Annotated in this window: 18 protein-coding genes; 7 read left to right on the forward strand and 11 right to left on the reverse strand. The window is 70.0% G+C overall.

All coding sequences use genetic code 11. The annotated features are described in order from the left end of the window. Position 1: 1 nt before the first annotated feature. Positions 2–535 (reverse strand): DUF1269 domain-containing protein, encoded by a 534-nt coding sequence (locus B0I29_RS34135; protein WP_111653256.1) that lies wholly within the window; start codon positions 533–535, stop codon positions 2–4. A gap of 101 nt (positions 536–636) precedes the next feature. Here B0I29_RS34135 and B0I29_RS34140 point away from each other — a divergent pair, with 101 nt between their 5' ends. Next, complete coding sequence (locus B0I29_RS34140) at positions 637–5523, forward strand: diguanylate cyclase (RefSeq protein WP_181558106.1); 4887 nt, start codon at positions 637–639, stop codon at positions 5521–5523. Continuing rightward, positions 5520–7430 (forward strand): putative bifunctional diguanylate cyclase/phosphodiesterase, encoded by a 1911-nt coding sequence (locus tag B0I29_RS34145; RefSeq protein WP_111653258.1) that lies wholly within the window; start codon positions 5520–5522, stop codon positions 7428–7430. The genes B0I29_RS34140 and B0I29_RS34145 overlap by 4 nt, the downstream gene beginning before the upstream one ends. 20 nt (positions 7431–7450) lie before the next feature. Here the strand turns inward: B0I29_RS34145 and B0I29_RS34150 are convergent, their stop codons facing one another. Then, the gene (locus B0I29_RS34150) at positions 7451–7660 is read right to left on the reverse strand and encodes a dodecin (RefSeq protein WP_111653323.1); all 210 of its coding nucleotides are present in this window, start codon (positions 7658–7660) and stop codon (positions 7451–7453) included. A gap of 104 nt (positions 7661–7764) precedes the next feature. Between B0I29_RS34150 and B0I29_RS34155 the strand changes: the two genes are divergently transcribed. Then, entirely contained in the window at positions 7765–9771 is a 2007-nt protein-coding gene (locus tag B0I29_RS34155; protein ID WP_181558107.1) for an NACHT domain-containing protein, read from the forward strand. On the opposite strand, the gene B0I29_RS34160 is transcribed toward B0I29_RS34155, so the two are convergent. The 7 genes from B0I29_RS34160 to B0I29_RS34190 all read right to left on the reverse strand — a co-directional run bounded on the left by B0I29_RS34160 (position 9680) and on the right by B0I29_RS34190 (position 18127). Continuing rightward, positions 9680–10948 (reverse strand): alpha-hydroxy-acid oxidizing protein, encoded by a 1269-nt coding sequence (locus B0I29_RS34160; RefSeq protein WP_111653260.1) that lies wholly within the window; start codon positions 10946–10948, stop codon positions 9680–9682. The two genes, B0I29_RS34155 and B0I29_RS34160, sit on opposite strands and share 92 nt — an antisense overlap. Positions 10949–10972: 24 nt before the next feature. After that, a complete protein-coding gene (locus B0I29_RS34165; protein ID WP_146616971.1) occupies positions 10973–11620 on the reverse strand; it encodes a hypothetical protein in 648 nt (215 codons plus the stop codon). An 81-nt stretch (positions 11621–11701) separates the two neighbouring features. Next, positions 11702–12583: a pyridoxal-phosphate dependent enzyme gene (locus tag B0I29_RS34170; RefSeq protein ID WP_111653262.1), complete on the reverse strand. Its 882-nt coding sequence runs from the start codon at positions 12581–12583 to the stop codon at positions 11702–11704. A 102-nt stretch (positions 12584–12685) separates the two neighbouring features. After that, the gene (locus B0I29_RS34175) at positions 12686–14386 is read right to left on the reverse strand and encodes a thiamine pyrophosphate-binding protein (protein ID WP_111653263.1); all 1701 of its coding nucleotides are present in this window, start codon (positions 14384–14386) and stop codon (positions 12686–12688) included. Further along, the gene (locus tag B0I29_RS34180; RefSeq protein WP_111653324.1) at positions 14383–15156 is read right to left on the reverse strand and encodes a cyclase family protein; all 774 of its coding nucleotides are present in this window, start codon (positions 15154–15156) and stop codon (positions 14383–14385) included. The genes B0I29_RS34175 and B0I29_RS34180 overlap by 4 nt, the downstream gene beginning before the upstream one ends. Before the next feature lie 112 nt (positions 15157–15268). Beyond that, positions 15269–15934 carry an esterase/lipase family protein gene (locus B0I29_RS34185; protein WP_111653264.1) on the reverse strand — a complete coding sequence of 222 codons (666 nt, stop codon included), beginning with the start codon at positions 15932–15934 and terminating at the stop codon, positions 15269–15271. A 942-nt stretch (positions 15935–16876) separates the two neighbouring features. Further along, a complete protein-coding gene (locus B0I29_RS34190) occupies positions 16877–18127 on the reverse strand; it encodes a molybdopterin-binding protein (protein WP_342768394.1) in 1251 nt (416 codons plus the stop codon). A gap of 318 nt (positions 18128–18445) precedes the next feature. On the opposite strand from B0I29_RS34190, the gene B0I29_RS34195 reads away from it, so the two are divergent. The 4 genes from B0I29_RS34195 to B0I29_RS34210 all read left to right on the forward strand — a co-directional run bounded on the left by B0I29_RS34195 (position 18446) and on the right by B0I29_RS34210 (position 22511). After that, a complete protein-coding gene (locus tag B0I29_RS34195) occupies positions 18446–19816 on the forward strand; it encodes an FAD/NAD(P)-binding protein (protein ID WP_111653266.1) in 1371 nt (456 codons plus the stop codon). A gap of 81 nt (positions 19817–19897) precedes the next feature. After that, positions 19898–20674: a molybdate ABC transporter substrate-binding protein gene (modA, locus tag B0I29_RS34200; RefSeq protein WP_375790578.1), complete on the forward strand. Its 777-nt coding sequence runs from the start codon at positions 19898–19900 to the stop codon at positions 20672–20674. A gap of 5 nt (positions 20675–20679) precedes the next feature. After that, positions 20680–21474, forward strand: coding sequence for an ABC transporter permease (locus tag B0I29_RS34205; RefSeq protein ID WP_111653268.1), 795 nt, complete (start codon positions 20680–20682; stop codon positions 21472–21474). Next, complete coding sequence (locus B0I29_RS34210; RefSeq protein WP_111653325.1) at positions 21471–22511, forward strand: ABC transporter ATP-binding protein; 1041 nt, start codon at positions 21471–21473, stop codon at positions 22509–22511. Before B0I29_RS34205 ends, B0I29_RS34210 begins: the two co-directional genes overlap by 4 nt. Here the strand turns inward: B0I29_RS34210 and B0I29_RS34215 are convergent. Together B0I29_RS34215 and B0I29_RS34220 are read right to left on the reverse strand one after the other, a co-directional pair. Further along, the gene (locus tag B0I29_RS34215) at positions 22496–23491 is read right to left on the reverse strand and encodes an ABC transporter permease subunit (protein WP_111653269.1); all 996 of its coding nucleotides are present in this window, start codon (positions 23489–23491) and stop codon (positions 22496–22498) included. The two genes, B0I29_RS34210 and B0I29_RS34215, sit on opposite strands and share 16 nt — an antisense overlap. Beyond that, entirely contained in the window at positions 23488–24204 is a 717-nt protein-coding gene (locus B0I29_RS34220; protein WP_111653270.1) for an ABC transporter ATP-binding protein, read from the reverse strand. The genes B0I29_RS34215 and B0I29_RS34220 overlap by 4 nt, the downstream gene beginning before the upstream one ends. Between the last annotated feature and the right edge of the window lie 16 nt (positions 24205–24220).

Raw genomic sequence — 24220 nt, forward strand, 5'->3', positions numbered from 1 at the left:
CTCAGGCGGTCGCCACGGCGGCGACGTCCTTCTCCACCTCGGCCGGGTCGGCGTTCAGTTCGCGGACGGCGGTCTTCTCGGCCCGGGCCATCGCCTTCTCCACCTTCGCACCGATGTCCGACACCGCCACGACCACCAGGCCGGCCTGGCCCTCGTCGAGGTACTCGCCGAGTTCCTTGAGGTCGTGGCGGCTCAGCCCGGCCGCGGCGTGGCCGGCGAGAGCGCCGAGGGCTGCTCCGCCGCCGGTGGTGGCCGCCAGCAGTCCGCCACCGAGCGCCGCGAACGGGAACAGGGCGACCACCACACCGGCCGCCAGACCGAGGCCGCCACCGGCGAGGGCGCCGGCCCGGGTCGGTGTCTCGTGCTTCTTGACGATCTCCGTCTTGCCGTGGGGCCGGCGTTCCAGCACGGCCGCGTCGTAGGCGTCGATCAGGTTCGCGTTCCGGTACAGGTCCTTGACCAGGTCGTAGTCGGCCTTCGCGGCGGCCACCGTGGGATAGACCCCCACGTAGACCAGAAAAGTATCGATGGGCATACGACGAGGGTGCCGATGGGCGGACACGGGCGCCTCATCCCCGGAAGATGAGCGCCGCACAGATGCTCAGTGCTGACCGGAAATGTGCCGAAAGGCACGACGTGAGGTCTGACCGTGCCGAGGAACTGCTGTATGACAGCGACCGCACCCGGGTCGTCCGGATAAGCACGGCGGACGGAACGCGGCTGGTGCGCAAGCAGCCGCTCGGCCCCGGTGCCGCGGAGCGCCTGAGCAACGAACTCGAGGTGCTCCGCCGTCTCGGCGGCGTCGAGGGGACGCCTCAGCTTGCGAACGAGCAGGTGAACGGGTCCTTGACGTTGCTGGACGCGAATGCGCGTACCCTCTCGGAGATGGACGCCCCCTGGGCGTCCGCCGCGCTGATCGATCTCGCGCACGGCCTCGCGTTGCTCCTCGCCGACGTGCACCGGCACGGTGTGATCCACCGTGACGTGAGCCCAGCGAACATCCTGATCTCCCACACTCCGGGTCAGACGCCGACGCTGATCGACTATGAGCTGTCGACGCTCGCGGCGCAGGATCTGAATCCGGTGCCGGAGGACGGGCTGGCGGGGACGCTGCCCTATCTCGCGCCGGAGCAGACCGGGCGCACCGGACGGCCGGTCGATCATCGCAGTGATCTGTACGCGCTCGGCGCCACGCTGTACGAACTGGCGACCGGCGCGCCGCCGTTCGGCCGTGACCGGGAACCGCTGAAGCTGATCCACGACCACCTGGCCGGTCTGCCGGTGCCGCCGGCCGAGGTCAATCCGGAGGTGCCGGCGGCGCTGTCCGGCATCATCCTTCGGCTGCTGCGCAAGGAGCCTGACCTGCGCTATCAGAGCGGTGAGGGCCTCGCTTACGACCTGGCGCTGCTGCGGGCGAAGTTCGCGGCCGGGCTGCCCGCCGAGATCGAGCTCGGCGCCCGGGACTTCCCGATGCGGCTGGCCCCGCCGAGCCGGTTGATCGGCCGCGAAAGCCAGCTGGCCGCGCTGCGGAGCCTGCTCGACGAGACGGTGGCCGGGCACAGCACGTTCACCCTGATCACCGGGCCGCCAGGGGTGGGCAAGACCGCGCTGGTCGCCGCCCTGCGACCGGCGATCGCGGCGGCCGGGGGCAGGTTCGTCGCCGGGAAGTTCGACCAGTACCGGCACGACCTCGGCGGCGACGCGGTCCGGGAGGCGTTCGACGTGCTCGGCAGCCAGCTGCTGACCGAACCCGACGAGGTGGTGGCCGAGCTGCGGGTACGCCTGCGTGAGGCACTCGGCTCGAACAGCGGCCTGGCCTCGATGATGATGCCGCCGTTCCGGACACTGCTCGGCGTCGAACCGGAGGAACCCGGCGACGCCGACCCGAGGCAGCTGTTCGCCCGGCTGCGGGCAGCGGTCCTCGCCGTGCTGCGGACCGTGGCGAGCGGGACGAACCCGGTGGTGTTCTTCCTCGACGACCTGCAGTGGGCGGCGGGCGCGGCGTTCCGGTTCCTCGACGACGTGCTGGACCAGCAGGACCTGCCGGGACTGCTGGTGCTGGGCGCGTACCGGGAGGAGGAGGTCGACGAGACCCACCCCCTGGCCGCGGTCCGGTCCCGGCTGCGGCGCGAACGCGAGGACGCCGCCGAGGTACGCCTGGAGAACCTGGCGCCGCACGACCTGGTCGTGATGATCGCCGAGATGCTGCGGCTGCCCGAGGCCGCCGCCGCGCCGCTGGCCGTGGTGCTGGCCGAACGCACCGGCGGGAACCCGTTCGACACGGTCGAGCTGCTCAACGCGCTGCGCCGGGAGGGTGTGCTGGTCCCGGACGGTGACGGCTGGCGGTGGGACGAGGACACGGTCCGCCGTTTCGTCGGCCACGGTGACGTCGTCGACCTGCTCGGCAGCCGGATCGAGGCCCTGCCCGAACCGACCCGCGGGCTGATCGAGGTGATGGCCTGCCTCGGCGGCGAGGTGGGCCTGGAGATGCTGAGCCTCGCGTCCGGGCACACCGCCGGGCACATCGTCGGCGAGCTGCGCCCGGCCGCGCAGGACGGCCTCGTGGTGATCGACGAGACAGCCGTTCGCTTCCGCCACGACCGGGTCCAGCAGGCCGCGTTCGGCAAGCTCGACCCCGCCGGCCGCGGGCGGCTGAGCCTGACCCTCGCTCGCCGGCTCACGGACGACCCGCTCGGCGCACCAGCGGCGGCTCCGCTGTACCTCGCCGGGGTCGACGCTCTTCTCGTACCCAAGATGGCCCTGCCCGGTGAGAAGCCGGCGGCGGCGGCGCAGCTGGTCAAGGCCGCCTCAGCGGCCAAAATGGTCGCCAACCACGCGGCGCGCGAGGTTTATCTCGCGGCCGCGCTGCGCCTGTTGGACAAAACCGATCTTGGGTACGCCGATGTGCGCGCCGAGTGGCACTCCGCGCTGTGCGGCCTGGCCCGGTTCGACGAGGCGGACCAGGTCTTCGCCGAGCTCGCCGCGATGGGCCGCGATCCGGTGTGGATGACCGGTCCGGTGGCCGAGCAGCTCGGCGCGCTGACCAACCGCCGCATGCTCGGCGACGCGCTGCCGCTGGGGCTGGGCCTGCTCGCCGACCTCGGCGTGGACGTGCCGGGACCGGAGCAGCTGGGTCAGCGGATCGGCGCCGGGATGGCCGCCTTCTACGGCTGGCTGCCCACCGCCGGTGACCCCGGCAGCCGGCCGGAGATGACCGATCCGCGCTTGCTCGCCGTCTCCCATCTGATCAACAAGCTGGTCCCGGCGGCGTTCTTCGCCGACCAGCACACGATGGCGTGGCTGGTCGCCGAGGCCGGCCAGCTGTGGGCCGGGCACGGGCCGTGCGCGTCGCTCACCGGCGTGCTCGGCAACATCGGCGTGGTCACCATCGCCGGCGGCGGCGAGCACCGGGCCGCGTACCAGGCACTGCTGCACATCCTGGCGACCGGCGAACACCATGGGTACGAGCCGGAGACCTCACAGGCCAAGTTCCTGCACGCCCTGGCGACGCTGCCGTGGTTCGAGCCGCTGGAGAACGGCGTGCGGATGGCCCATGAGGCCCGCGACGGCCTGCTGCGGGGCGGTGACCTGCGCAACGCGCTCTACACCTATTACACGTCGGTGCCGCAGATGCTCGGCAGCGCCGCCAACCTGGACACGTTCAGCCGGGAGGCGCAGGACGCGTGGGAGTTCGGCGAGCGGATCGGCGCCGGCGCGGACATCGCCATGTTCGTGGTGGCCGGCGGACTGGTCCGGGCGATGCGCGGCGAGACGTCGCCGCCGGGGGCGCTCGGCTTCGACGAGGACACCTATCTGGAAAGCCTGGCCGGCAACGACGCGGCGCTGGCCTTCTACACGGCGTGCCGGTCGCTCACCGCCATGGTCTTCCGCGACGACGACGCCCTGATCCGGCACAGCAAGGTCGCGGTGGCGCTTCTCCCGTCGATCCCCGGCACCTACATCCACATCCCGTCGCACATCTTCCACGCCCTGGGCGCGGCCGTCCGGCTTCGTCGCGGGCATGACGACGCTCTCGGCGATCTTGATACCAGCCTCGCCTTCCTGACCGCTCGCGCCGCCGACCAGCCCGGCAACTTCCGGCACCTGCAGCGGTTCGTCGAAGCGGTCCGCGCCGCCGCGCTCGGTGCATTCCGCGAGGCCGCTGCCGCGTTCGACGCCGCGATGACCGACGCCGCGACCGCCGGCCGGTCCTGGCACTCCGCCGTGATCACCGAGCGGGCCGCCCTGTTCTATCTCGACAACGGCCTCGACCACGTCGGTGAGCGGCTGCTCGCCGAGTCGGTCCAGGCGTACGCCCGCTGGGGCGCCCCCGGCAAGGTGCACGAGCTGAAGCGGGCCTACCCGTCGCTCGGATCAGCGCTCGCCGGCGGCGCCGTACCCCGGGCCACCACGCTCAGCAGCACACACAGCATCAACCTCTCCACCGAGGTCATCGACCTGATGGCGGTCCTCGAAGCGGCCCGGGTGCTCAGCTCGGAGACCGAGTTGGAACGGCTGCGCATCCGGGTGCAGGACGTGCTGCGCGCCATGACCGGCGCCACCGCCGTGCACGTGCTGCTCTGGGACTCGCTCCCGCTGCTGCACACACCCGGCTGGTTCCTGCCCGCCGACGGCGACCGGCCGATGCTCAGCCTCGCCGAAGCCGGCGGCCAGGGCCTGCTGCCGCTCACCGCGATCCGGTACGCCGAACGCACCCGCGAGCCGATGCTCGTCGACGACGTGACCCTGGACGGCCGGGTGGGCCGGGACCCGTACCTGACCGGGCTGGACCACTGCTCGCTGCTGGTGGTCCCGGTGCTCAGCCAGGGTCAGCCGCGGGCCATGCTGGTGCTGGAGAACCGGCTGAACCGGCGCGCGTTCTCGATCGGCCGGCTCGACGCCGTGCAGCTGATCGCCGGGCAGCTCGCCGTCTCCCTGGAGAACGCCCAGATCTACGCGTCCCTGGAACGCAAGGTCGCCGAGCGCACCGAAGAGCTGGCCGAGGCGAACCTGCGCCTGGAGCTGCTCACCGTCACCGACCCGCTGACCGGGCTGCCGAACCGGCGCAAGCTCACCACGTTCCTCGACGACGAGTGGCTGCGCTCGCAGCGCACCGACGTGCCGATCGGCGTCGCGATGATCGACATCGACAACTTCAAGAAGTACAACGACCACTACGGCCACCAGGGCGGCGACGAATGCCTGCGGCTGGTCGCCGCCGCGATCCGGGACAGCGTACGCGTCACCGACCTCGTCGCCCGGTACGGCGGCGAGGAGTTCTGCGTCGTGATGCCGGGCACCAGCGCGGAGCACGCGCTGCTCGTCGCCGACCGGGCCTGCAAGGCGGTGAGCAGGTTGCGTCAGCCGCACGCGCTCGCCGACAACGGCATCGTCACGATCAGCGTCGGCGTCACATCCGGCTCGCCGTCGACCGCCGGTGACGCGGAGCAGCTCACGAAACTCGCCGACGAGGCGCTCTACGAGGCGAAGCGCGGCGGCCGCAACCGGGTCGTGAGCGGATGAACCTCGGCGCGGCGACATCACGGGCCCGGCGCTGGACCATCGCGCTGCTGGTCCTGCTGCTGGCCCTGCTCGCCGGGTACTCGCTGCTGGACAGCCGCCGGCACGCCCAGATCGTCGAACAGATCATCGACATCGGCGACCAGGTGTCGATCTATCAGCAGGCGGCGTACCTGTCGGCGTGGGAGATGACGCTGATCGAGGCCACGATGAACAACCCGCAGGGGCCGGAACGTCAGCAGCTGCTGGCGGTGGACGAGCAGGCGTACAGGGCGACCATCGCGATCGCGGACACCGACCACGAGGACGACGACGTCCAGGAGGCCGGCACGATCGCGCAGCGCCAGCTGAACCTGCGCCAGCAGATCATCTGGTTCCTGTCGACACTCGACCGCGGCGAAGAGGCAAAGGCCAAGAGCACCCTGGAGACGATCATCGAGCCGGCGTACCGGCGCAACATGACCCGTCTCCTGCAACTGCGCGACGTCCACCAGCAGCGCTACGACGAGTACGAGGCGGCGGCCCGGAAGGACTCGGACCGGCTGGTCTGGGGCAGCCTGATCAGCGCCGGGATGAGTTTCATCGTCCTCGCGCTCTTCGTGCTGAACACCCGGGCGCACCGCAAACAGGTGGAGTCGCTGGCCGCCACCGACACGCTCACCGGCCTGCCCAACCGGGCCGCGTTCACCGCGCACACCCAGCAGGCCCTGACCGGGACCGCACCGGCGCTCACCATCCTGACCGTCAACATCAACGGCTTCCGGCACGTCAACGACCAGCTCGGCCCGCACATCGGCGACCGGCTGCTCGCCGAGGCCGGATGGCGGATGTCCGGGGTGGTCCGCGACACCGACCTGGTCGCCCGGGTCGGCGGCGACGAGTTCGCGATCCTGCTGCGCGACACCGGTCCGGACCACGCCGAAGCCGTGGCGGTCCGGCTCCTCGAAGCATTCGACCAGCCGTTCCAGCTCGACGAGCTGACCGTCGACCTGGAGGTCAGCATCGGCGCGGCGACAGCGGCGGCCGACGACGACGTGAGCACGCTGCTCGGGCACGCCGACAGCGCCATGCACGAGGCGAAACAGCAGCACCACGGGTTCCGCCGGTTCAGCCCGGACACCGCCATGGAGAGCGCCGACCGGCTCACCCTGCTCGGTGACCTGCGCCGCGCGCTCACCGACACCGAGCAGTTCACCTTGCACTACCAGGCGAAGATCCGCCTCGACACCGGCGAACTCGTCGGCGTCGAGGCCCTCGCCCGCTGGTCGCACCCCACGAAGGGCCCGATCCCGCCCGGCCAGTTCATCCCGGTGCTGGAGACCACCAGCCTGATCCACCCGTTCACTGAGCGGGTGCTCACCATCGCCCTGCAGCAGGCCCGGGGCTGGCTGAACAGCGGCCACCGGGTGCCGGTCGCGGTGAACCTCTCCACCCGCAGCCTGCTCGACGAGACCTTCCCGGACCGGCTGGCCACGCTGCTCGACGCCACCGGCGTGCCCGGCGACCTGCTCTGCATCGAGATCACCGAGCACACCGTGCTGGCCGACCCCAGCACCACCATCGAAGCGCTCAACCAGGTACGCGCCCTCGGCGTGAAGACCTCGATCGACGACTTCGGCACCGGGTACTCGTCGATGACGTACCTGAAGCTGCTCCCCGTCGACGAGCTGAAGATCGACCGCTCGTTCGTGGCCGACATGGTCACCGACCCGAGCAGTCACGCCCTGGTCGCGGCCGCCGTCGACCTGGCGCACAACCTGGGCCTGACCGTGGTCGCCGAGGGCGTCGAGGACGCGGCCACGGCGGACGCGCTGAACAAGCTGAGCTGCGACACCGCGCAGGGATACCACTTCGCCCGCCCGGTGCCGGCGCCGGAGCTCGCTCAGCGCTTCCTGGCCGTCCTGAGCTGATTTCTCAGCCGTCGACTCTGTCAGTCCTCTACCCGGAAGCCGATCTTCAGGCGCACCTGGAAGTGGGCGACGTCCCCGTCGACGACCTGGCCGCGGATCTCCTTCGTCTCGAACCACTCGATGTTGCGCACCGTGCGGGACGCCTTCGAGATGGCGGTACGGATGGCGTCCTCGACACTGTCCGGGCTGCTGCCGACGATTTCACTGAGCCGGTACACGTGGTTGGTCATGCCCTCAGCCTCGCCCACCGAGCCGCTCCAGGCGAGGCATTCGCTCCCTCTTCCGGGTGTGCGGCCCGCCGATCATGAGCGAAGGCCGCTACATTCAGACACCCATGTCGAGCCGAGCGAAGCTCGTCGCCGTCGACGTCGTCGTCACCGCTGTGGCCGGCCTCGTCGCCAACGCGGCAAGCACCCACATCCCCGCACCACTCGACAGACCGTGGGTGCTGTGGCCGTTTCTGATCGTTCTGGTCCCGGTCCTGATCGCCACCGCCGTCCGGATCGGCCGGGCGGCCGACGTCCAGGTGCGCGCCGCGCCGGAACGGCAGCGCCGCGAGTTCCTCGCCCAGGTCAAGTACCGCCTCGTTCAGCAGGATCTCGCCGCGATCTATGCGACTTCCCCGCGGATCACTCCGGCCGTCTCGGTCCACTCCAGCAGCTCGGTCCACTCCGGCGGCTCGATCGACTCTCGGACGATCACCCGGGTCTTCGCGGAGGCGCGTACCGTCCTGATCCTCGGACCGGCCGGCGCCGGGAAGACGGTGGCCCTGCTGGAACTGGCCCGCGACCTCATCCGCGACGCGGAACGTGATCGGGAGGAGCCGGTGCCGGTCCTGCTCTCGCTGTCATCGTGGGCCACGAAACGCCCGCCGTTCCCGGAATGGCTCGCCGGCGAACTGGCCCGCTCGTACCGGATGCCTACCGCCATGGCCACCGCGTGGATCGAGGAAGCCCGGGTGCTGCCCCTGCTCGACGGTCTGGACACCGTGCCGGACCGGCATCGGGGCGAGTTGGTCCGGGCCATCAACGAATACCTGGTCAGCGGCTTCACCCGGCTGGCGGTGACCAGCCGGATCGAGGACTACCGGCGCTGCCGCGAACAGCTGCTGGTCGCCGAGCAACTGGAGATCGCCTGCCCGGATGAGCCTCAGGTCCGCGCCTATCTCCGGGCCGCCGGCATGAAGCGTCCGGAGGTGAACCGGTTCCTGCCGGTGTGGCGCGACGAGCCCCTGCTCGCCACACCGTTGATGCTTCAGCTCTCGCTGCGGGTGGGACCCGGTGCTGTCGAACAGGCTCTCGGTGCCTCCGGGCAAGAGGCTCAGCGCCGGGTTCTCTTCGACGCGTACCTGGCTCAGGCACTGAACCGGCTCGGCGGACGGCGGGACACCCTCGCGTCGTTGTCCACGATCGCGCGATGGATGACGGACAACACGCTCACCGTCTTCCAGGCCGACCGTCTGCAGCCCGCGATCCTCGGCGCTCCCGCGCTCTGGACGTCACTCATGGCCGTGACCTGGTTCCTCATCGGTTTCGTCCCGTTCATCCCGGTGCTCGCGCTCGGCGTGGCTGTCGGCGGAAACTGGATCAGCACCGGGCTGATCCTGGCCGCCTCGGCCGGGATCTGGACGATGCTGCTGGGCCTGCTGATGCGGCATGACCGGGTCATCCGCCGCTCCTATCACCGGATCCTGGACAGCGCGCCGCGACGCGGACTGCACTGGGTGATCCTTCCGGTCGAGTCGTGGCGATGGTCATGGATCACCGCTCGCGCTCGGGCGCCGCTGTTCGGCTCCCTCTTCGCCTTACAGGTCCCCCTCGTGCTCCTCGCCGACCTGCCCGCCGGGCGTCAGGTCGCGGCGATGGCGCTTCCGGCTCTGACGTTGATCAACGGCGTCGGCCGGACCCCGGCACTCCTGGCCCACCGGCCACGGTTCAACGAGGGCATCATCAGGACGGCGCGACGGATCGTCCCGACGTCGGTGCTGGTCGCGGTCCTCGGCGGCGGCAGCATGGGCCTGCTGTCGGGTCCCGCGAGCGGTCTGCTGTTCAGCATCACGATGGTTCCGCTGCTCGCGATGTTCGTCGGCTATCCCGTGGTCCAGCACTACCTGCTCAGGGCGCTCCTGGCCCGGCGCCAGGCCCTCCCGTTCCGCCTGGAAGCGTTCCTGGAGGCCTGCGCGACCGCCAACCTGCTCAGATTCACCGGCGATGGATACACCTTCGTCCACCCGCTGCTGCAGGACCATCTCACGCCGGATTCGGCACCAGCAGCTCCCGGCTCACCTCGGACAGATTTTTTACGCCCGTCAGCGCCATCGTCAGATCCAGCTCGGCGATGACGTTCGCGATGACCTCCTCGATGCCTCGCTGACCGGCGATCGCCAGCCCGTACATGTACGGCCTCCCCAGCAGCACCGCGTCCGCGCCGAGCGCGACCGCCACGAACACGTCAGCGCCGGTGCGAATCCCACTGTCCATCAAAATCTTGGGTACGGGACCAACCGCGTCCCGAATCCGAACCAGCGCGTCCAGAGAGGCGATGGCGTTGTCGACCTGGCGGCCGCCGTGGTTGGAGACGACGATCGCGTCGATGCCCTCGTCGAAGGCCCGCTTGGCGTCGTCGGGGTGCAGAATGCCCTTCAGCACGATCGGCAGGCGGGTCCGTTCCCGGAGCGTGGCGATGTGATCCCAGCTCAGCCGCGGGTTGGAGTAGATGTCGAGGAACGTCTCGACGGACGCGCGGGGCTTCGGCGATCGGAGGTTGGCCCAGAATCGGCCGGGGTGGTTCCGGGTGATTTCGATCAGTGCCTGGATAGCTTTTATCGTCACTTCAGTTTTGCCGGATTTGTTCGGCTTGCGGGAGGCGACCAGCTCCTGGAAGCGCGGATCCGACGTGTACTGCGCGATCCCCAGACCTTTCGCGAACGGCAGCGAACCCAGGTTCAGATCCTGCGGCCGCCACCCCAGCACTGTCGTGTCCAGCGTGACCACCAACGCACCGGCGTCGATCGCCTCGGCACGGTGGATCAGGCTGTCCACCAGCGCTTCGTCCGTACTCCAGTAAAGCTGGACCCACCGCGGCGCCGCGCCCATCGCGGCCGCGGTCTCCTCCATGGCCGTGCCGCCCTGGTTGGTGAAGATGTAGGGCACGCCGGCCGCGGCAGCGGCCCGTGCCGTGTGCAGGTCGGCGTCCGCGGCGATGAGCTGCCCGGCACCCACCGGCGCGAGCAGCACCGGAGCGGTCAGACGCGTGCCGAGCAGGTCCTGCCCCAGGTCGCGTTCCGCCACGTCGCGCAGCATCCGCGGCACGATCGCCCACCGGTCGAACGCCGCCCGGTTGGCGCGCATCGTGCGCCCCTCACCGGCCCCGCCCGCGACATAGGCCCACCCGGTGGTGCTGCTGGCCTTTTTCGCCCGGCGCTCCAGCTCTGCGAAATCGGTAGGAACCGCCGGCCGCCGCCCGAGCACACCGGCCCGATAGATCGCGTTCTGCCGCCGCCGCCCAGCACCCTCCATGGAACGCCCCCTCGCGCGAAAAGCTCACCTTAGGCGGATCGAGACCTCCACGACGACATCCTTCAGCTCGGGTTTGCGGGCCGGCACTCGCACGAAGAAGCTCCGCGCCTGGCCCTCACGCAGCGTCAACATCCAGCGGCCGTCGGAACTCTGGTCGGCGTATCCGGTCAGCGCCTCCGGCACGGGCACCGGCATTCCGGACTGCCGGCAGCGCTCCTGGACCGCCCGCACGGCGAGATCCATGGCGACGTCCTGCGTCACCGGCCGCGGGGGCGGCTGCCGGAACCAGCTCAGAACACGTTTCAGCCCGTCGTAACCGGCGTTCCCGACGATTCCCGAGGCCAGCGTGAGAGCGACCCACTCCACGGTCTCCGGCGGGATGGCACCCGTCGGGGCTTGGTACGGCGGGGCCCAGGGCGGCACCGGCAGCGGGGCCGCCGGCGCTGGTGGTGGGGGCTGCTCGTCCCGAATCATGATCCGCAAAATGCTGGGAAGCCGACTCGCGTCCGGAAGGTCGAGCCCGTCGGCCCAGCGGCGCACGTCCGCCACGGTGACGCCGGCTTCCGCACAGAAGCGGTCCAGGTCGGCGGCGTCCGCGAGCAACTCGCCCGCGCGTAACCGGAACACCGCGTTGGTGTCCCATCCCATCCGCTCAGCAGCGTCCGATCTCATCGACAAGCATCGTAGTCAGCCCTGGCGAGGCCGGCGTGGCCTGACGTCAAATCGCCCCCACCGGCAGATCCCCGGACGCCGTCATCCGACGATCACCGCCGGGTCGGCCGCGAACAGGCCGGGCAGGCCTCCGGTGTGCAGGAAGACCACGCGGCTTCCCGGTTCGGCGGCAGCTGCCAGGCCGGCCATCGCCCGGCCGGTGTAGGTCGGGTCGAGGAACAACCCCTCCTTCGCGGCGGCCAGCCTCAGCGCGGCCCGCACCTGATCAGTGACGGTGGCGTACCCGGCGCCCACCTGCCCACGGTCGATCAACAGCTCGCCGGTGTCGTCCGGCAGCAGCGCCCGTACGGTGGCGTCCGGATCCGCGACCGCACCCACGTCGACACCACGTACCCGGGCCGCCCCGAGTCCCGCGACCAGCCCGGCCATCGTCGCGCCGGACCCGACGGCGACGACCACGTGATCGAAGGAGGCCTGCTCGGTGAGTTCGCGGGCGCATTCGACATAGGCCCGGACCGCCGTCCGCGACGAGCCGCCGAACGGAATCAGGAACGCCCCCGGCCGCGCCGCGACCTGCTCGGCGGCGACCTCGCCGGGCGTGCGGTCACCGGACCAGACGACTTCCGCGCCGACGAGTTCGTCGAGAAGAAGGTTCCCGGCTGTCCGAGCCGGTGCCGACCCCGCCAGGACGAGCACGCACGGCAACCCGAGACGCGCGGCGGCAGCAGCGGTGGCTCGCGCGTGATTGGACTGCGGCGCACCCGTGGTGACCAGCGCCGTCGCACCGGCCGCCAGCGCTTCCGCACAGGTGAACCGCAGCTTGCGCGCCTTGTTACCACCACCGCCGAGCCCGATCAGATCGTCCCGCTTGATCCACAACTGCCCGAGCCCGAGCGCGTCAGCCAGACGAGGCGCACTCTCCAGCGGCGTCGGAAACGTCCCCAGTGCAAGAGGCTCCACCACACCCAGAACCCTATCCGCGAGCCCAGCCCCACATCAGCGCGCCTGCCCAACGTCCGGACGACTCGACCCGCGCGATCGTGGAGCCCGCGGCGGACACCCGGGTCAGTGACCTCGGAAGGCTTCCTCCAGCCACCAGGACGGGCGGCCGGCGGCGATCTTGGCGTCCACGACCATGGGCACCTCCCGGGGACCGGACAACCAATCACGAACAAGATCAAGATCAGAGGCCTTGTGTACGGTGACCGCCTGGCACCCATGGCCCCGGGCGATCGCGGCCAGATCCGTCTCCGGGAAGACCACCGTGTCGAGGGGGTGGCCGCCCGGGCCGAAGTGGTGGACCTCAGCGCCGTACGCCTCGTCGTTGTAGACCACGATCAGCATGCCCAGGCCGAGCCGGCGGATCGTGTCGAGTTCGGCGATGCCCATCAGGAAGCCGCCGTCGCCGCACGCCGCCACGGGCAGCCGGTCCGGGCGGGCCAGGGCCGCGCCCAGCGCCGTCGCCAGGCCGAGACCGATCGACTGAAATGCTTGGGTGAAGCAGAACCCGCGGTGATCCGGAACGGACAGGAACATCGACGGGTACCCCATGAAGTTGCCCGAGTCGACGGCCACCACGCGCTCGGCGGGGAGCAGGTCGTCGAGGGCGATGCTGAGGGTTCGCGGATCGATGTGCGTCTCATCGCCGTCGTCGGTGAACGGTACGTCGCGCCATCGGCCGGTTTCGCTGAGCTTCGTGCGTACCGAAGGGGTCCGGAAACCGGAAGTGGCGCGCGGGAGCGCGGCGGTGAGCGCAACGGCGCTGAGCCTCGCGTCGCCGACAATGCCCAGGTCGACAGGGCGATGGGCACCCAGAGCGGAGGGGTCGATGTCGATCTGGGCGACGGTGGTGGCGGCGCTGATCAGCTTGTTGTGGCGGGTGGTCCACATGTTCAGGGTGGCGCCCCAGGCGACGATCACGTCGGCGGAGGAGATCAGTTCGGCGGCCAGGGGTGTGGCGAAACCTCCGGATACGTCCAGGTTCCAGGGGTTGCCGGCGAACAGCCCTTTCGCCACCGCCGACGTAGCCAGCAGCGCACCGCACCGCTCGGCCAGATCCTCGATCGCGGCGCGGGCGTGCAGCGCTCCCCTGCCGGCGATGAAAATCGGTCGTTGCGCGGTGGTGAGCAGGTCCGCCAGGGCCGCGATCGCCTCATCGGAAGCCCGCGGCGGCAGGGTCGCGGGCGCGGATATATCGAATGTAATGGATGCAACGGGTGCGGCCTGGACGTCCAGGGGGAGGTTGAGGACCACGGTCCGGCGTTCGGTCACGGCGAGGTGCCACGCGCGGACCGTGTCGGCGACCGCTGTCGCCGGGCTGTGCACGCGCGCGCTCGCCGCGCCCACCGCGTGCGCGAGCGCGTCCTGATCGACGCGGAAATTCGAGAGCGGTGCGCTCGCCGCCGGCTCGGCGGCGAGGACGATCATCGGGGTACGGCTCTTCGCCGCCTCCGCGATCCCGGTCATGGCATTGGTGAGGCCGCAGCCCTGGTGCACCGAGACGATCGCCGGGCGCCCGGTGAGCCGGGTGTACGCGTCGGCGGCCGTCGCGGCACCGCCCTCATGCCGGGTAGCGACGAAGCGGGCACCGTTCGCCACCAGGGCGTTCGTCACGTGGAAGTTCCCGCTGCCGACCACCCCGAAGACGTGATCGGCGCCGAGCCCCGCAAGAGTCGCACCGACGACGTCCGCAACGGTGTCGCCTTTGATCCCGGCGGCGCTGTCGGGGATCTCGCCGGCGCTTGTTCCGACGTTGCTGGTGGTCATTTTTCGATGAGGGCCAGGACTCGGACCGGGCTGCCGGAGCCGCCGACGATTGGCAGCGGCGGGGCGATCACGACGGCGCCGGTCGGGGGCAGCCGGTCGAGGTTGCGCAGCTGGGTGAGGCCGTATTTACCGGCGCCGAGAAGGTACGCATGACACGGGAACGCCGGGTCGAACGAGTGCGCGGCCCCGGCGTCGGTGCCGACCGTCTCCACGCCGATGCCGATGATCGGGGCTTCCTCGGCCAGCCATTTCGCGCACTCCACCGAGACGCCGGGGGTGTGCGGGCCGGTCTCGTTCGCGTTGAGGAACGCCTCCTGGTCGCCTGAACGCGCGTCCCAGCCGGTACGCAGCAGCAGCCAGCCGCCGACGGGAAGCGGACCGTGCTCCCCTTCCCAGGCCCGAACATGCTCGACTTCCAGCAAAAAATCCGGATTTTTCGTGGCTTCTTGTGAAACGTCGATCACCGCGGCAGGAGCGATCAGCCGCTGCGCCGGAACCTGCGAGACGTCCTCGCCGTCGCGGCCGGTCGCCCAGTGCACCGGCGCGTCGAAGTGGGTGCCGGTGTGCTCGCCGGTGTGGATGTCGTTCCAGTACCAGCCGGGCCCCCGGTCGTCGTAACGGCTGATCTCCTCCAGCCGGAACGGAATCGTGTTGGCGAACGGCGGCGGCAACTGAAGGATCGGCGTACCGGACGAGAGCGGCGCGGTGAGGTCGACGACCTCGATCGAACCGCCGCTGATTCCGGAGACGAGGCTGTGCAGGATGCTCATGTGGATCTCCACAACGCGAGGCCGGGGGCGACCTCCTGGACTGTAGTGGGTGGATCAGGCACATGGCAGCACGGCCGCGCGCCCGCCGGGCACGCGGCCGTACCGAAGTGGATCAGGTCGCCAGGAAGGACCTGATCTGGGTGAGCGTTCCGGTGTCGGTCAGGAACCCGAGGTGCGTCTGGCAGACCACGTAATTGTTCGTGGCGCCGCTGAGCGTGGTGCTGGTGTACGGAACGATGACGCCGTCACACGGTGAGTACCAGGTTCCGTACCTGGTGCTGCCCGGGGTTTCGTCGCCGCTGCTCAGCGTGTTGATGAACGACGAGCCGGGGTACATCTGCTGGCACGTGACGTAGATCAGGCAGGCGCCCGCAGCCGTGGTGCCGTGGTTGGCGCCGGCGATCGACGCGAGGTGCCGGACGTACTGGTTGCCGCCCAGCTGCTTGAGGTACCACTGGCTGACCAGGCCACCCATCGAGTGGTTGACGATGTCGACCTGTGCCGCGCCGGTGCGCGCCCGAACCTGGCTGACGTACGTGGCCAGGCCCTGAGCGTTGGTGATGTTGTTGCCGTACGAGTTGTACTCGTACGCGAACAGCTCGCTGCTCGCGTACCCGCCGGCCCGGAACACCGAGATGGCGGTGGTCCAGTTCGAGGCGCTACCGGTGTAACCGTGCACGAAGACCACCGGAGTGCCGGGGGCGGCGGTCGCGGGCAGGGCCGGGCTGAGCGCGAGCGCGGCCAGCACGGCGGTGAGGAGGACGACGAGACGACGCATGAAACCTCCAGGTAGTTCGGGGTCTCTGCATCGTCAGTGCAACAAACTCGAAACACATCGGCAAAATCGCCAGCCCCAACCAGCACAAGCCGCACCCCCGAACAACAGCCCACCAGGAACAGCGACCCAAGAACACGCAGCCCAGGGGCGAGTGTGTCGACTTCAGGTTCACTACGCCCCCCAACTCGACACGCACGCGGCGGCTCGCGTGTTCCGTGTCGATTTCGGGCCCGATACGCACCCCAACTCGACACGCACCCTGCGAACCGCCTGCCCGTGTCGGCTTTGGGTTCGATACGCGCCTCAACTCGACACGCACCGGGCCGGGATGCTCGCGGCGCCGCGTTGTGCCGGCTGCGGCCGCCGAGGATCATCAGGGCGACGTCGACGATCACGGTGGCCGAGAGTTCTGCGGTCGTCCACGAGTGCGGCGGCCAGCGAGTAACCGGCGGCGGCCGCTGACCGGATCGCCCGGTGCCGATCGGCTCACCTCGGCCGTCTCGGTGACCTCTTCGGCCAGCCTCATAGAAGTCCGATGACCTATCTGAGTTACGGCTCGCCTCAGCAGCCGGCTCACTCCAGCGGCCGCCTCGCTCCAGCAAACAGGGCCGGTCCGCCCGGCGAAGCCAACGGCATCACGCCGCGAGCGCCCTGCCCGGTGCGTGTCGAGTTGCGGCGCAAACCGAACCCCAAATCGACACGGAACACGCGAACCGCCGGGTGCGTGTCGAGTTTGGGGGCGTAGTGAACCCGAAGTCGACACACCCGCCCTGGGCTGTGCGATCTTGGGCCGCTGTTCCCGTCTGGGTGTGGTTGGGGGACCACTATCGCCACGGGAGAGCCCCAGCAGAGAACCGATCAAGACCTAGCGTCCGCGGCTTGCGCTTGCGGCTGCATTTGTGGCGCCGCGACTGCCACGAGGACGAGCCGGGGTGGGGTTTCTTACGGGAGGGGCAGTAGGTGGGCTGGGGTGTTGGGGGTCCAGGTGGCGGGGAGGACTGCCAGGGCGTCGGCGGTGGCTGCGGCGTGCAGGCCGGCCGGGGTGGAGCCCTGGATGATGTGGGCTGACACGCCGGCCCAGGTCACCGGGACTATTCGGGCGGTTTCTGGGGTCAGCTTCGCGGTTCCGGTGACCGGGGCTGTCAGGGACGGCTTGGTGGGGCGGCCTGCCAGCGTCTCCAGGAGCGGCTCTAGCAGGGTCAGGGCTGCTACCAGGCCGGCGAACGGGTTGCCGGGCAGGCTTACCACCCAGCGGCCGTCCGGTAATTCGGCCAGGGCCTGGGGGTGGCCCGGGCGGCAGGCTACGCCTCGCACGTGCCAGGTCGCGGAGCGTTCGGTCAGCAGGGTGTGCAGGTGGTCGGCGGCGCCCGCTGAAGAAGAGCCGCTCACCACGATCACGTCGGTGGCGGTACGGTCCAGCGCGGCGGCCAGGGTTGACGGGTCGTCCGGTTGGTGGTGGCTCGCGGTCAGGACTCCCCCGGCTCGGGTGGTGATCGCGGTGACCAGGCCGGTGAACGAGTCGCGGACCTGGCCCGGTCCGGGTGTGCCCTCGGAGATGACCTCGTCGCCGGTGACCAGCAGGGTGACGGTCGGCGGGCGGTGGGTGATCACGTCGTCGACGCCGGCCTGGACGGCGGCCGCGGCCAGGGTCGCGGTGACGATGCGGCCGGGAGGCGACACGAGAGCGCCGACGGCCAGGGTCTCCCCGGTGCGCCGGATGTGCGTGCGCCCCCGGACCACCCCGGAAACCGTCCGGCCCGGCTGAAAACGATCAGACCGAGAGAGCGGCCGCCCTAGCTGCGAACTATCAGACCGAGAAAGCGGCCCGTCTACCTGCGAACTATCAGACCGAGAAATCGGCCGGCCCTCGACCGCCGACTCCTCGTAAGGGAGGACGGCTGTTGTGCCCGGCGGGACCGGAGCGCCTGTCGCGATCTCCATCGCCTCGCCCGGGGAGAGCGACGGCAAGGTGTCAAACCCCCCGGCCAGCAGCAGGCCGGTGATCGACCACGGGGGCTCGCCGGACACCGCGAACCCGTCCATCGCTGCGTTGTCGAAGGCGGGCACTGGGCGTACGCAAGCAATGGGCGAGGCCAGGACCTGGCCGCCTGCCTGGACCACCGGGGTTTTCCGGCCGGGCAGCGGGCGGGCGATCTCGCGAGCGAGGGCGTGTGCGTGCGGCCACGGCATCATCGGGTCAGTGGACCGGGCGGTCGTGTCGGGCTCGTGCCGGCCGTGCTGCGGGGACGCGACCAAGATCTCTCCCCGCGAACCATCCGATTGTGCCGACTCGCCATGGTAACCGGCCGGAAACGGACGCCACGCCCGGCGAAAAACTGGTCGGTCAGCTGCGGATGCTGCTCTGTTAACCTTCTCGTCTCATGCTCGCATAGCCTACAAAAACTATAGGCTTTATGGTTTGCTGAGAGCAGCGCAGAGTGGCGCCGGACCATGGGAGGACAACATGCCAAGCGTCTGTACCAAGCGGCCATCGAACCGGGTGGATGCACGGTGACCAGCACCGTTGTCCGCGGGAGGGTGACCGAGCCCCATCCCGGGACCCGCACGGAGGTGGTCGCGATCGTCGGCGGCGGCGCGAGTGGAGCGCTTGCCGTCCGCTCCGTCCTGACAAATACCACATGGCGGGCAGTCCTCGTCGCGCCTGAGGCGCAGCCCGGCCGGGGTGTCGCCTACGGCGCCGCCGAGCCGTGGCACGTGCTCAACTCCCGGGCCGCCGCGATGAGCGTCGACTCCGCCGACCCGCTGCACCTTGTCCGCTGGCGACACGAGCGCGGCATGGCCGCCGAGCCCACCGACTTCCTGCCCCGGGCTGACTTCGGCGACTATCTCGCCGACCAGTTCGTCGAGGCCACGAAGGCAGCCGGTGACCGATTCCAGCACCACCTCGCCACCGCCACGTCGATCCGGCGGCACGAGGGCGGCTTCCTGGTCTCCGACGACTCGGGCTGCCACACCTATGCCGACCAGGTGATCCTCGCGGTCGGCAACCCCACGCTGACCAGGCCCGCGGCCATCGGCGACGAGGCGTTCCGCAGCTTCGAGTACATCAACGACCCCTGGGCGTTCGGCGCCCTCGACGCGGTGCCCGCCGACCAGCCGGTGCTGCTGATCGGAACCGGTCTGACCGCGATCGACGTGGCCCTCACGCTCACCGCGAACGGCCGCCGCACCCCCGTCGAGGCCCTGTCCCGGCGCGGCCTGGTGCCTCGCGAGCACCCCGAGCTTCCGCCCACGGCGACCGCTTTTGATCTGCCGGCTTCAGCGACCTTGCGGCCGCTGCTGCGCCGGGTGCGCCAGGAGATCGCCGCCGGCTCCGACTGGGTCGCCGTGATGGATTTCGTACGCACGAAAGCTGACGAGCTCTGGGCCGCCCTGGACACGGCCGCTCAGGAGCGGTTCCTGCGCCATTGTCACCGGTTCTGGGAGGTCCACCGGCACCGCATGGCCCCGCCGGTCGCGGCGCGCATCGCCGAGCTGCGCCAGGAGGGCACCCTGCAGGCCCGCGCCGGCCGGCTCACTTCGGTCGTCCCGCACCCGGACGGCGGTCTGACCGTCCAGGTCGAGGGCGAGGAGCCACGACGGTACGGCGCGGTCGTCAACTGCACCGGCCCGGGATCGCTGCCGGGCGCGGCCGGACCGCTGGCCGCCGGACTGCTGCGCGACGGCCTGCTGCGTCCCGGCCCGCACGGCCTCGGCATCGACACCGATGACGACGGCCGGACCATCGGCGCCGACGGCGAGGTCGAGCAGGGCTTGTGGCTGGTCGGGCCGCTGCGGCGTGGCCGGCGGTGGGAGGCCACGGCCGTTCCGGAGATCCGGGGTCAGGTCGAACAATTGACCGCCAGCATGCAGATGCAATAGCGGAAGCCGACACCGAACTGGTGTCTGCGATCACGGTGACGCACTTACGGCCGCATCTGCGGAGCCGTTACAGTGATCGCCGTGAAAACGCTTCGTTTCGCCGTGGCCGGGCTCGCTGTGCTTCTCACCGCGAGCCTGGCCGCCTGCGGCGGTAAGACCGACAACTCGGCCGGCTCAGCGGCAACGCCGTCCAAAGGCGGGGCGGTCATCGTCTTCGCGGCCGCCTCACTGACCGAGTCGTTCACCACACTCGGCAAGCAGTTCGAGTCGGCGAACCCGGGCAGCACGGTGACGTTCAACTTCGGCGGCAGCTCGGCGCTCGCCACCCAGATCAACGAGGGCGCGCCGGCCGACGTCTTCGCCTCGGCCTCGCCGAAGAACATGCAGGTCGTCACGGACGCCGGCACCCCCACCACGTTCGTGAAGAACCAGCTGGTCATCGCGGTCAGCAAGGGCAACACGAAAGGCATCACCGGGCTGGCCGACCTGACCAAGGCCGACCTGAAGGTGGCGCTCTGCGCCGAGACGGTTCCGTGCGGCGCCGCTGCGAAGACCGCCATCGAGGCGGCCGGCGTGAAGGTCACCCCGGTGACCCTGGAGCAGGACGTGAAAGCGGCCCTCTCCAAGGTGAAGCTCGGTGAGGTCGACGCCGCGCTGGTCTACCGCACCGACGCGAAGGCCTCGGCCACCGACGTCGACGCGGTCGAGTTCCCGGAGTCGGCCAAGGCGATCAACGACTACCCGATCACCGTGCTGAAAAGCGCTGAGAACGCGGCCGGTGGGCAGGCGTTCGTCGACTACGTGTTGTCCGCCGAGGGCACGAAGGTTCTCACCGAAGCCGGTTTCCAGGCACCCTGATCATCGTGAGAAACCGGCGTCTCGGCGTACCCCTGCCGTTGCTCCTGCCGGCAGCACTGGGACTCGTCTTCCTGGTGCTGCCACTGGTGGGGTTGTTAGCGCGTACCCCATGGTCGTCGCTCGTGGAACGGCTCGCAGAGCCCGGAGTGCTGATGGCCTTGCGCCTTTCGCTGTTGACCGCGAGTGTCGCGACCCTGGTGTGTCTCGTGCTCGGCGTGCCGCTCGCGTGGTTGCTGGCACGCGTCGAGTTTCCCGGGCGGCGCGTGGTGCGCGCGCTGATCACCGTGCCGCTGGTGCTGCCGCCGGTGGTCGGTGGCATCGCGCTGCTGCTCGCTCTCGGGCGGCGCGGGCTGGTCGGATCGTGGCTGGATGAGACGTTCGGGATCACGCTGCCGTTCACGACGGCCGGGGTGGTGATCGCCGAGGCGTTCGTGGCGCTGCCGTTCCTGGTGATCTCGGTGGAGGGCGCGCTGCGCGGAGCTGACTCCCGCTATGAAGAAGCCGCCGCTACGCTCGGCGCGACGCCCTGGGTGAGGTTCACGCATGTGACGTTGCCGCTGGTCGCGCCGGGGATCGCGGCGGGGGCGGTGCTCTGCTGGGCGCGGGCGCTCGGTGAGTTCGGGGCGACGATCACGTTCGCCGGGAACTATCCGGGGATCACGCAGACGATGCCGCTCGCCGTTTATCAGACGATGGAGAGCGGTGATCTGGAGGGAGCTGTGGTGCTGAGCCTGATCCTGCTCACGGTGTCGGTGACGATCCTGGCGGCGTTGCGTGACAAGTGGCTGACGGCGCCGTGAGCCTTGTCGACGCCCATGTGGTGGCCTCGCGGGGTTCGTTCGAGCTCGACATCCGGCTGACGATTGCAGCCGGCGAGACCGTGGCGCTACTGGGGCCGAACGGCGCCGGAAAAACCACGACTTTGCGCGCCCTGGCGGGTTTATCCGATTTGTCGGGTGGGTTTGTGCGACTGGACGGCAGGGATCTGACCTCCGCCCCACCCGAGAACCGGCCGATCGGCGTCGTCTTCCAGGACTACCTGCTGTTTCCGCACCTCAGCGCCCGGGACAACGTGGCTTTCGGCCCGCGGCGGCATGGTGTTGATCGCCGGCCCGCGCACGAGATCGCCGACCGCTGGCTGGACCGGGTCGGACTCGCCTCCTTCTCCCGGCGCAAACCGCGGCAGCTCTCCGGCGGGCAGGCGCAGCGGGTGGCCCTGGCGCGGGCGCTCGCCGTCGACCCGCTGCTGCTCCTGCTCGACGAGCCGCTCGCCGCGCTGGATGCTCGGACCCGCCTGGAGACCCGGGGTGAGCTGCGGCGACACCTGGCGGCACACCCCGGTGCCACGCTGCTGGTCACGCACGATCCGCTGGACGCGCTGGTCCTCGCCGACCGGCTTGTCGTGATCGAGAACGGCCGGGTCGTGCAGGAGGGCGACGCCGCCACGATCACCTCGCAGCCGCGGACTGATTACGTGGCGCGGCTCGTCGGACTGAACCTGTATCAGGGGCGGGGTGACGGGCACACGGTGGTTCTCGGGGGTGGGTTCGCGCTGTCCACCACGGATGTCGTCAACGGTGACGCGTTCGTGGCGTTCCCGCCGTCCGCGGTGGCCCTGCACCTGTCGGCGCCGGACGGGAGCCCCCGCAACACGTGGCAGGCCGTGCTGAGCGACATCCAGCGGCACGGCGACAGCCTGCGGGTCACCCTGGACGGGCCGATCACCGTGGCCGCCGACATCACACCGGCGGCCGCGGCCCAGCTGCACCTCGAACCGGGGATGCAGATCTGGGTGGCCGTGAAGGCCACCGAGACCCGGGCTTACCCCGCCGACTGACGGATCCGGCGGAATGCGAGGGCGGCCAACAGCAGGCTGAGTCCGACGAAAATGCCCAGCTCGATCCACTGGAACGACCAGTACCGGTCGGCCGGGTGGTAGCTGTGGGTGAAGTACAGCTTCTTCTTCGCCTGGCAGTCCTGCTCGGCTCGCATGTCGTCCTCGCCCATGCACGTCTTCGCGTCCGCAACCGTGAACGGTGACCCGTCCGGCTTGTACAGATCGTTCTCCTCGGACATCGACCAGGAACCGGGGATCGTGTATCCGAAGATCCGGCCCCGGACGTCGTTCATCCCCATGCCCTGGATGTTGCGCATCGCCTCCTGGTCCAGGATCACGGTGGCGGTGACCGGCGGCATGAAGTGCGACCGGATCACGGTGCCCATCAGGACCTGAACCACGGCGAAAACAGCGAGGGTGACGGCCATCGCCAGGACCGTACGCCTCAGCAGCAGCCCGACGACCGCGCCGAGCAGCACGGCGAACAGCGCGTATCCGAGCGGCGCCACGTTGCGCGAGGCGAACAGCAGCGCGCCGAACCGGTCGCCGTTCACCTGGTCGAACCGGCTCGCCGACCAGGTCAGCAGGACGCTGAACAGGCCCGTGACAACCACCGCGAACAGGGTGACCAGGCCCAGCTTGACCGCCAGCCAGTGGGTACGGGTGACACTCTGGTTCCAGACCAGCCGGTGGGTGTTTTCCTCCAGTTCACGGGCGATCAGCGGCGCACCCCAGAACACCCCGGCCAACGCCGGCACGGCGATCAGCAACGCCCCGGACAGCCCGACCTGCTCGGCATAGGTGTTGAGGAAGAGCCGCCTCGCCTGATCACAAACGGCCGGCTGGCAGCCGACGAGATCGTTCTGGTAGGAGCTGCGGATGCTCAGGCCGAGCACCACGAAGTAGATCGCCAGCACCGTCAGCCCGATCAGCGCCGTCAGAGCCGAGCCACGGAACTGCCGCCAGGTCAGCCAGATCACGACCGCACCTCCGCCCGCATCAGGTAATCGAGGACGAGCTTCTCCAGGCTGGTCTCGTGATGCGCGGCCAGCAGGTCGTCGACGTCGCCGGCCAGTCGTACCCGCCCGTCGACCAGCACGATCAGGTGGTCGCAGACCTGTTCCAGGTCACCGAGCAGGTGCGAGGAGAGCACCACGCTGACGTCGACCTCGGCGACCAGCTCCGACAGATCCAGCAGGAACGTGTGCCGGGCCAGCGGATCCAGGGCGGCGACCGGCTCGTCCAGGATGATCAGTTCGGCGCGTTTGGCGGCCGCGATGGTCAGCGCGAGCTGGGCCCGCTGGCCGCCGGAGAGCCGGCCGGCTTTCTGATCCGGGTCGAGCCCGAGTTTGCGGATCCGGTTCTGCGCCAGCTGAGCGTCCCAGCTCCGATTCAGCCGGGCACCGAGACGCAGATGATCCGCAACGGACAGTGTTCGGTAGACCGGCGCGTCCTGGGCGACGAAACCAACCCGCGGGAGTTGCGACCCCGGACGCTTGCCCAGTACCTCGATGCTGCCGCTCGTCGGTGCGATCAACCCGCAGGTCAGGCCCAGCAACGTCGACTTGCCGGCGCCGTTCGGGCCGACCAGCCCGGCGACCCGGCCGGCCGGGATGTCGATGCTGCAGTCCTCCAGCGCCGGATGGCGCCCGTACCGTTTGCCGAGTCCCTCGGCGTGGATTACCGATGTCATGCCGCAGTTCTAGAGA

The organism is Actinoplanes lutulentus (genome assembly GCF_003259845.1).
Classification (GTDB): Bacteria; Actinomycetota; Actinomycetes; order Mycobacteriales; family Micromonosporaceae; genus Actinoplanes; species Actinoplanes lutulentus.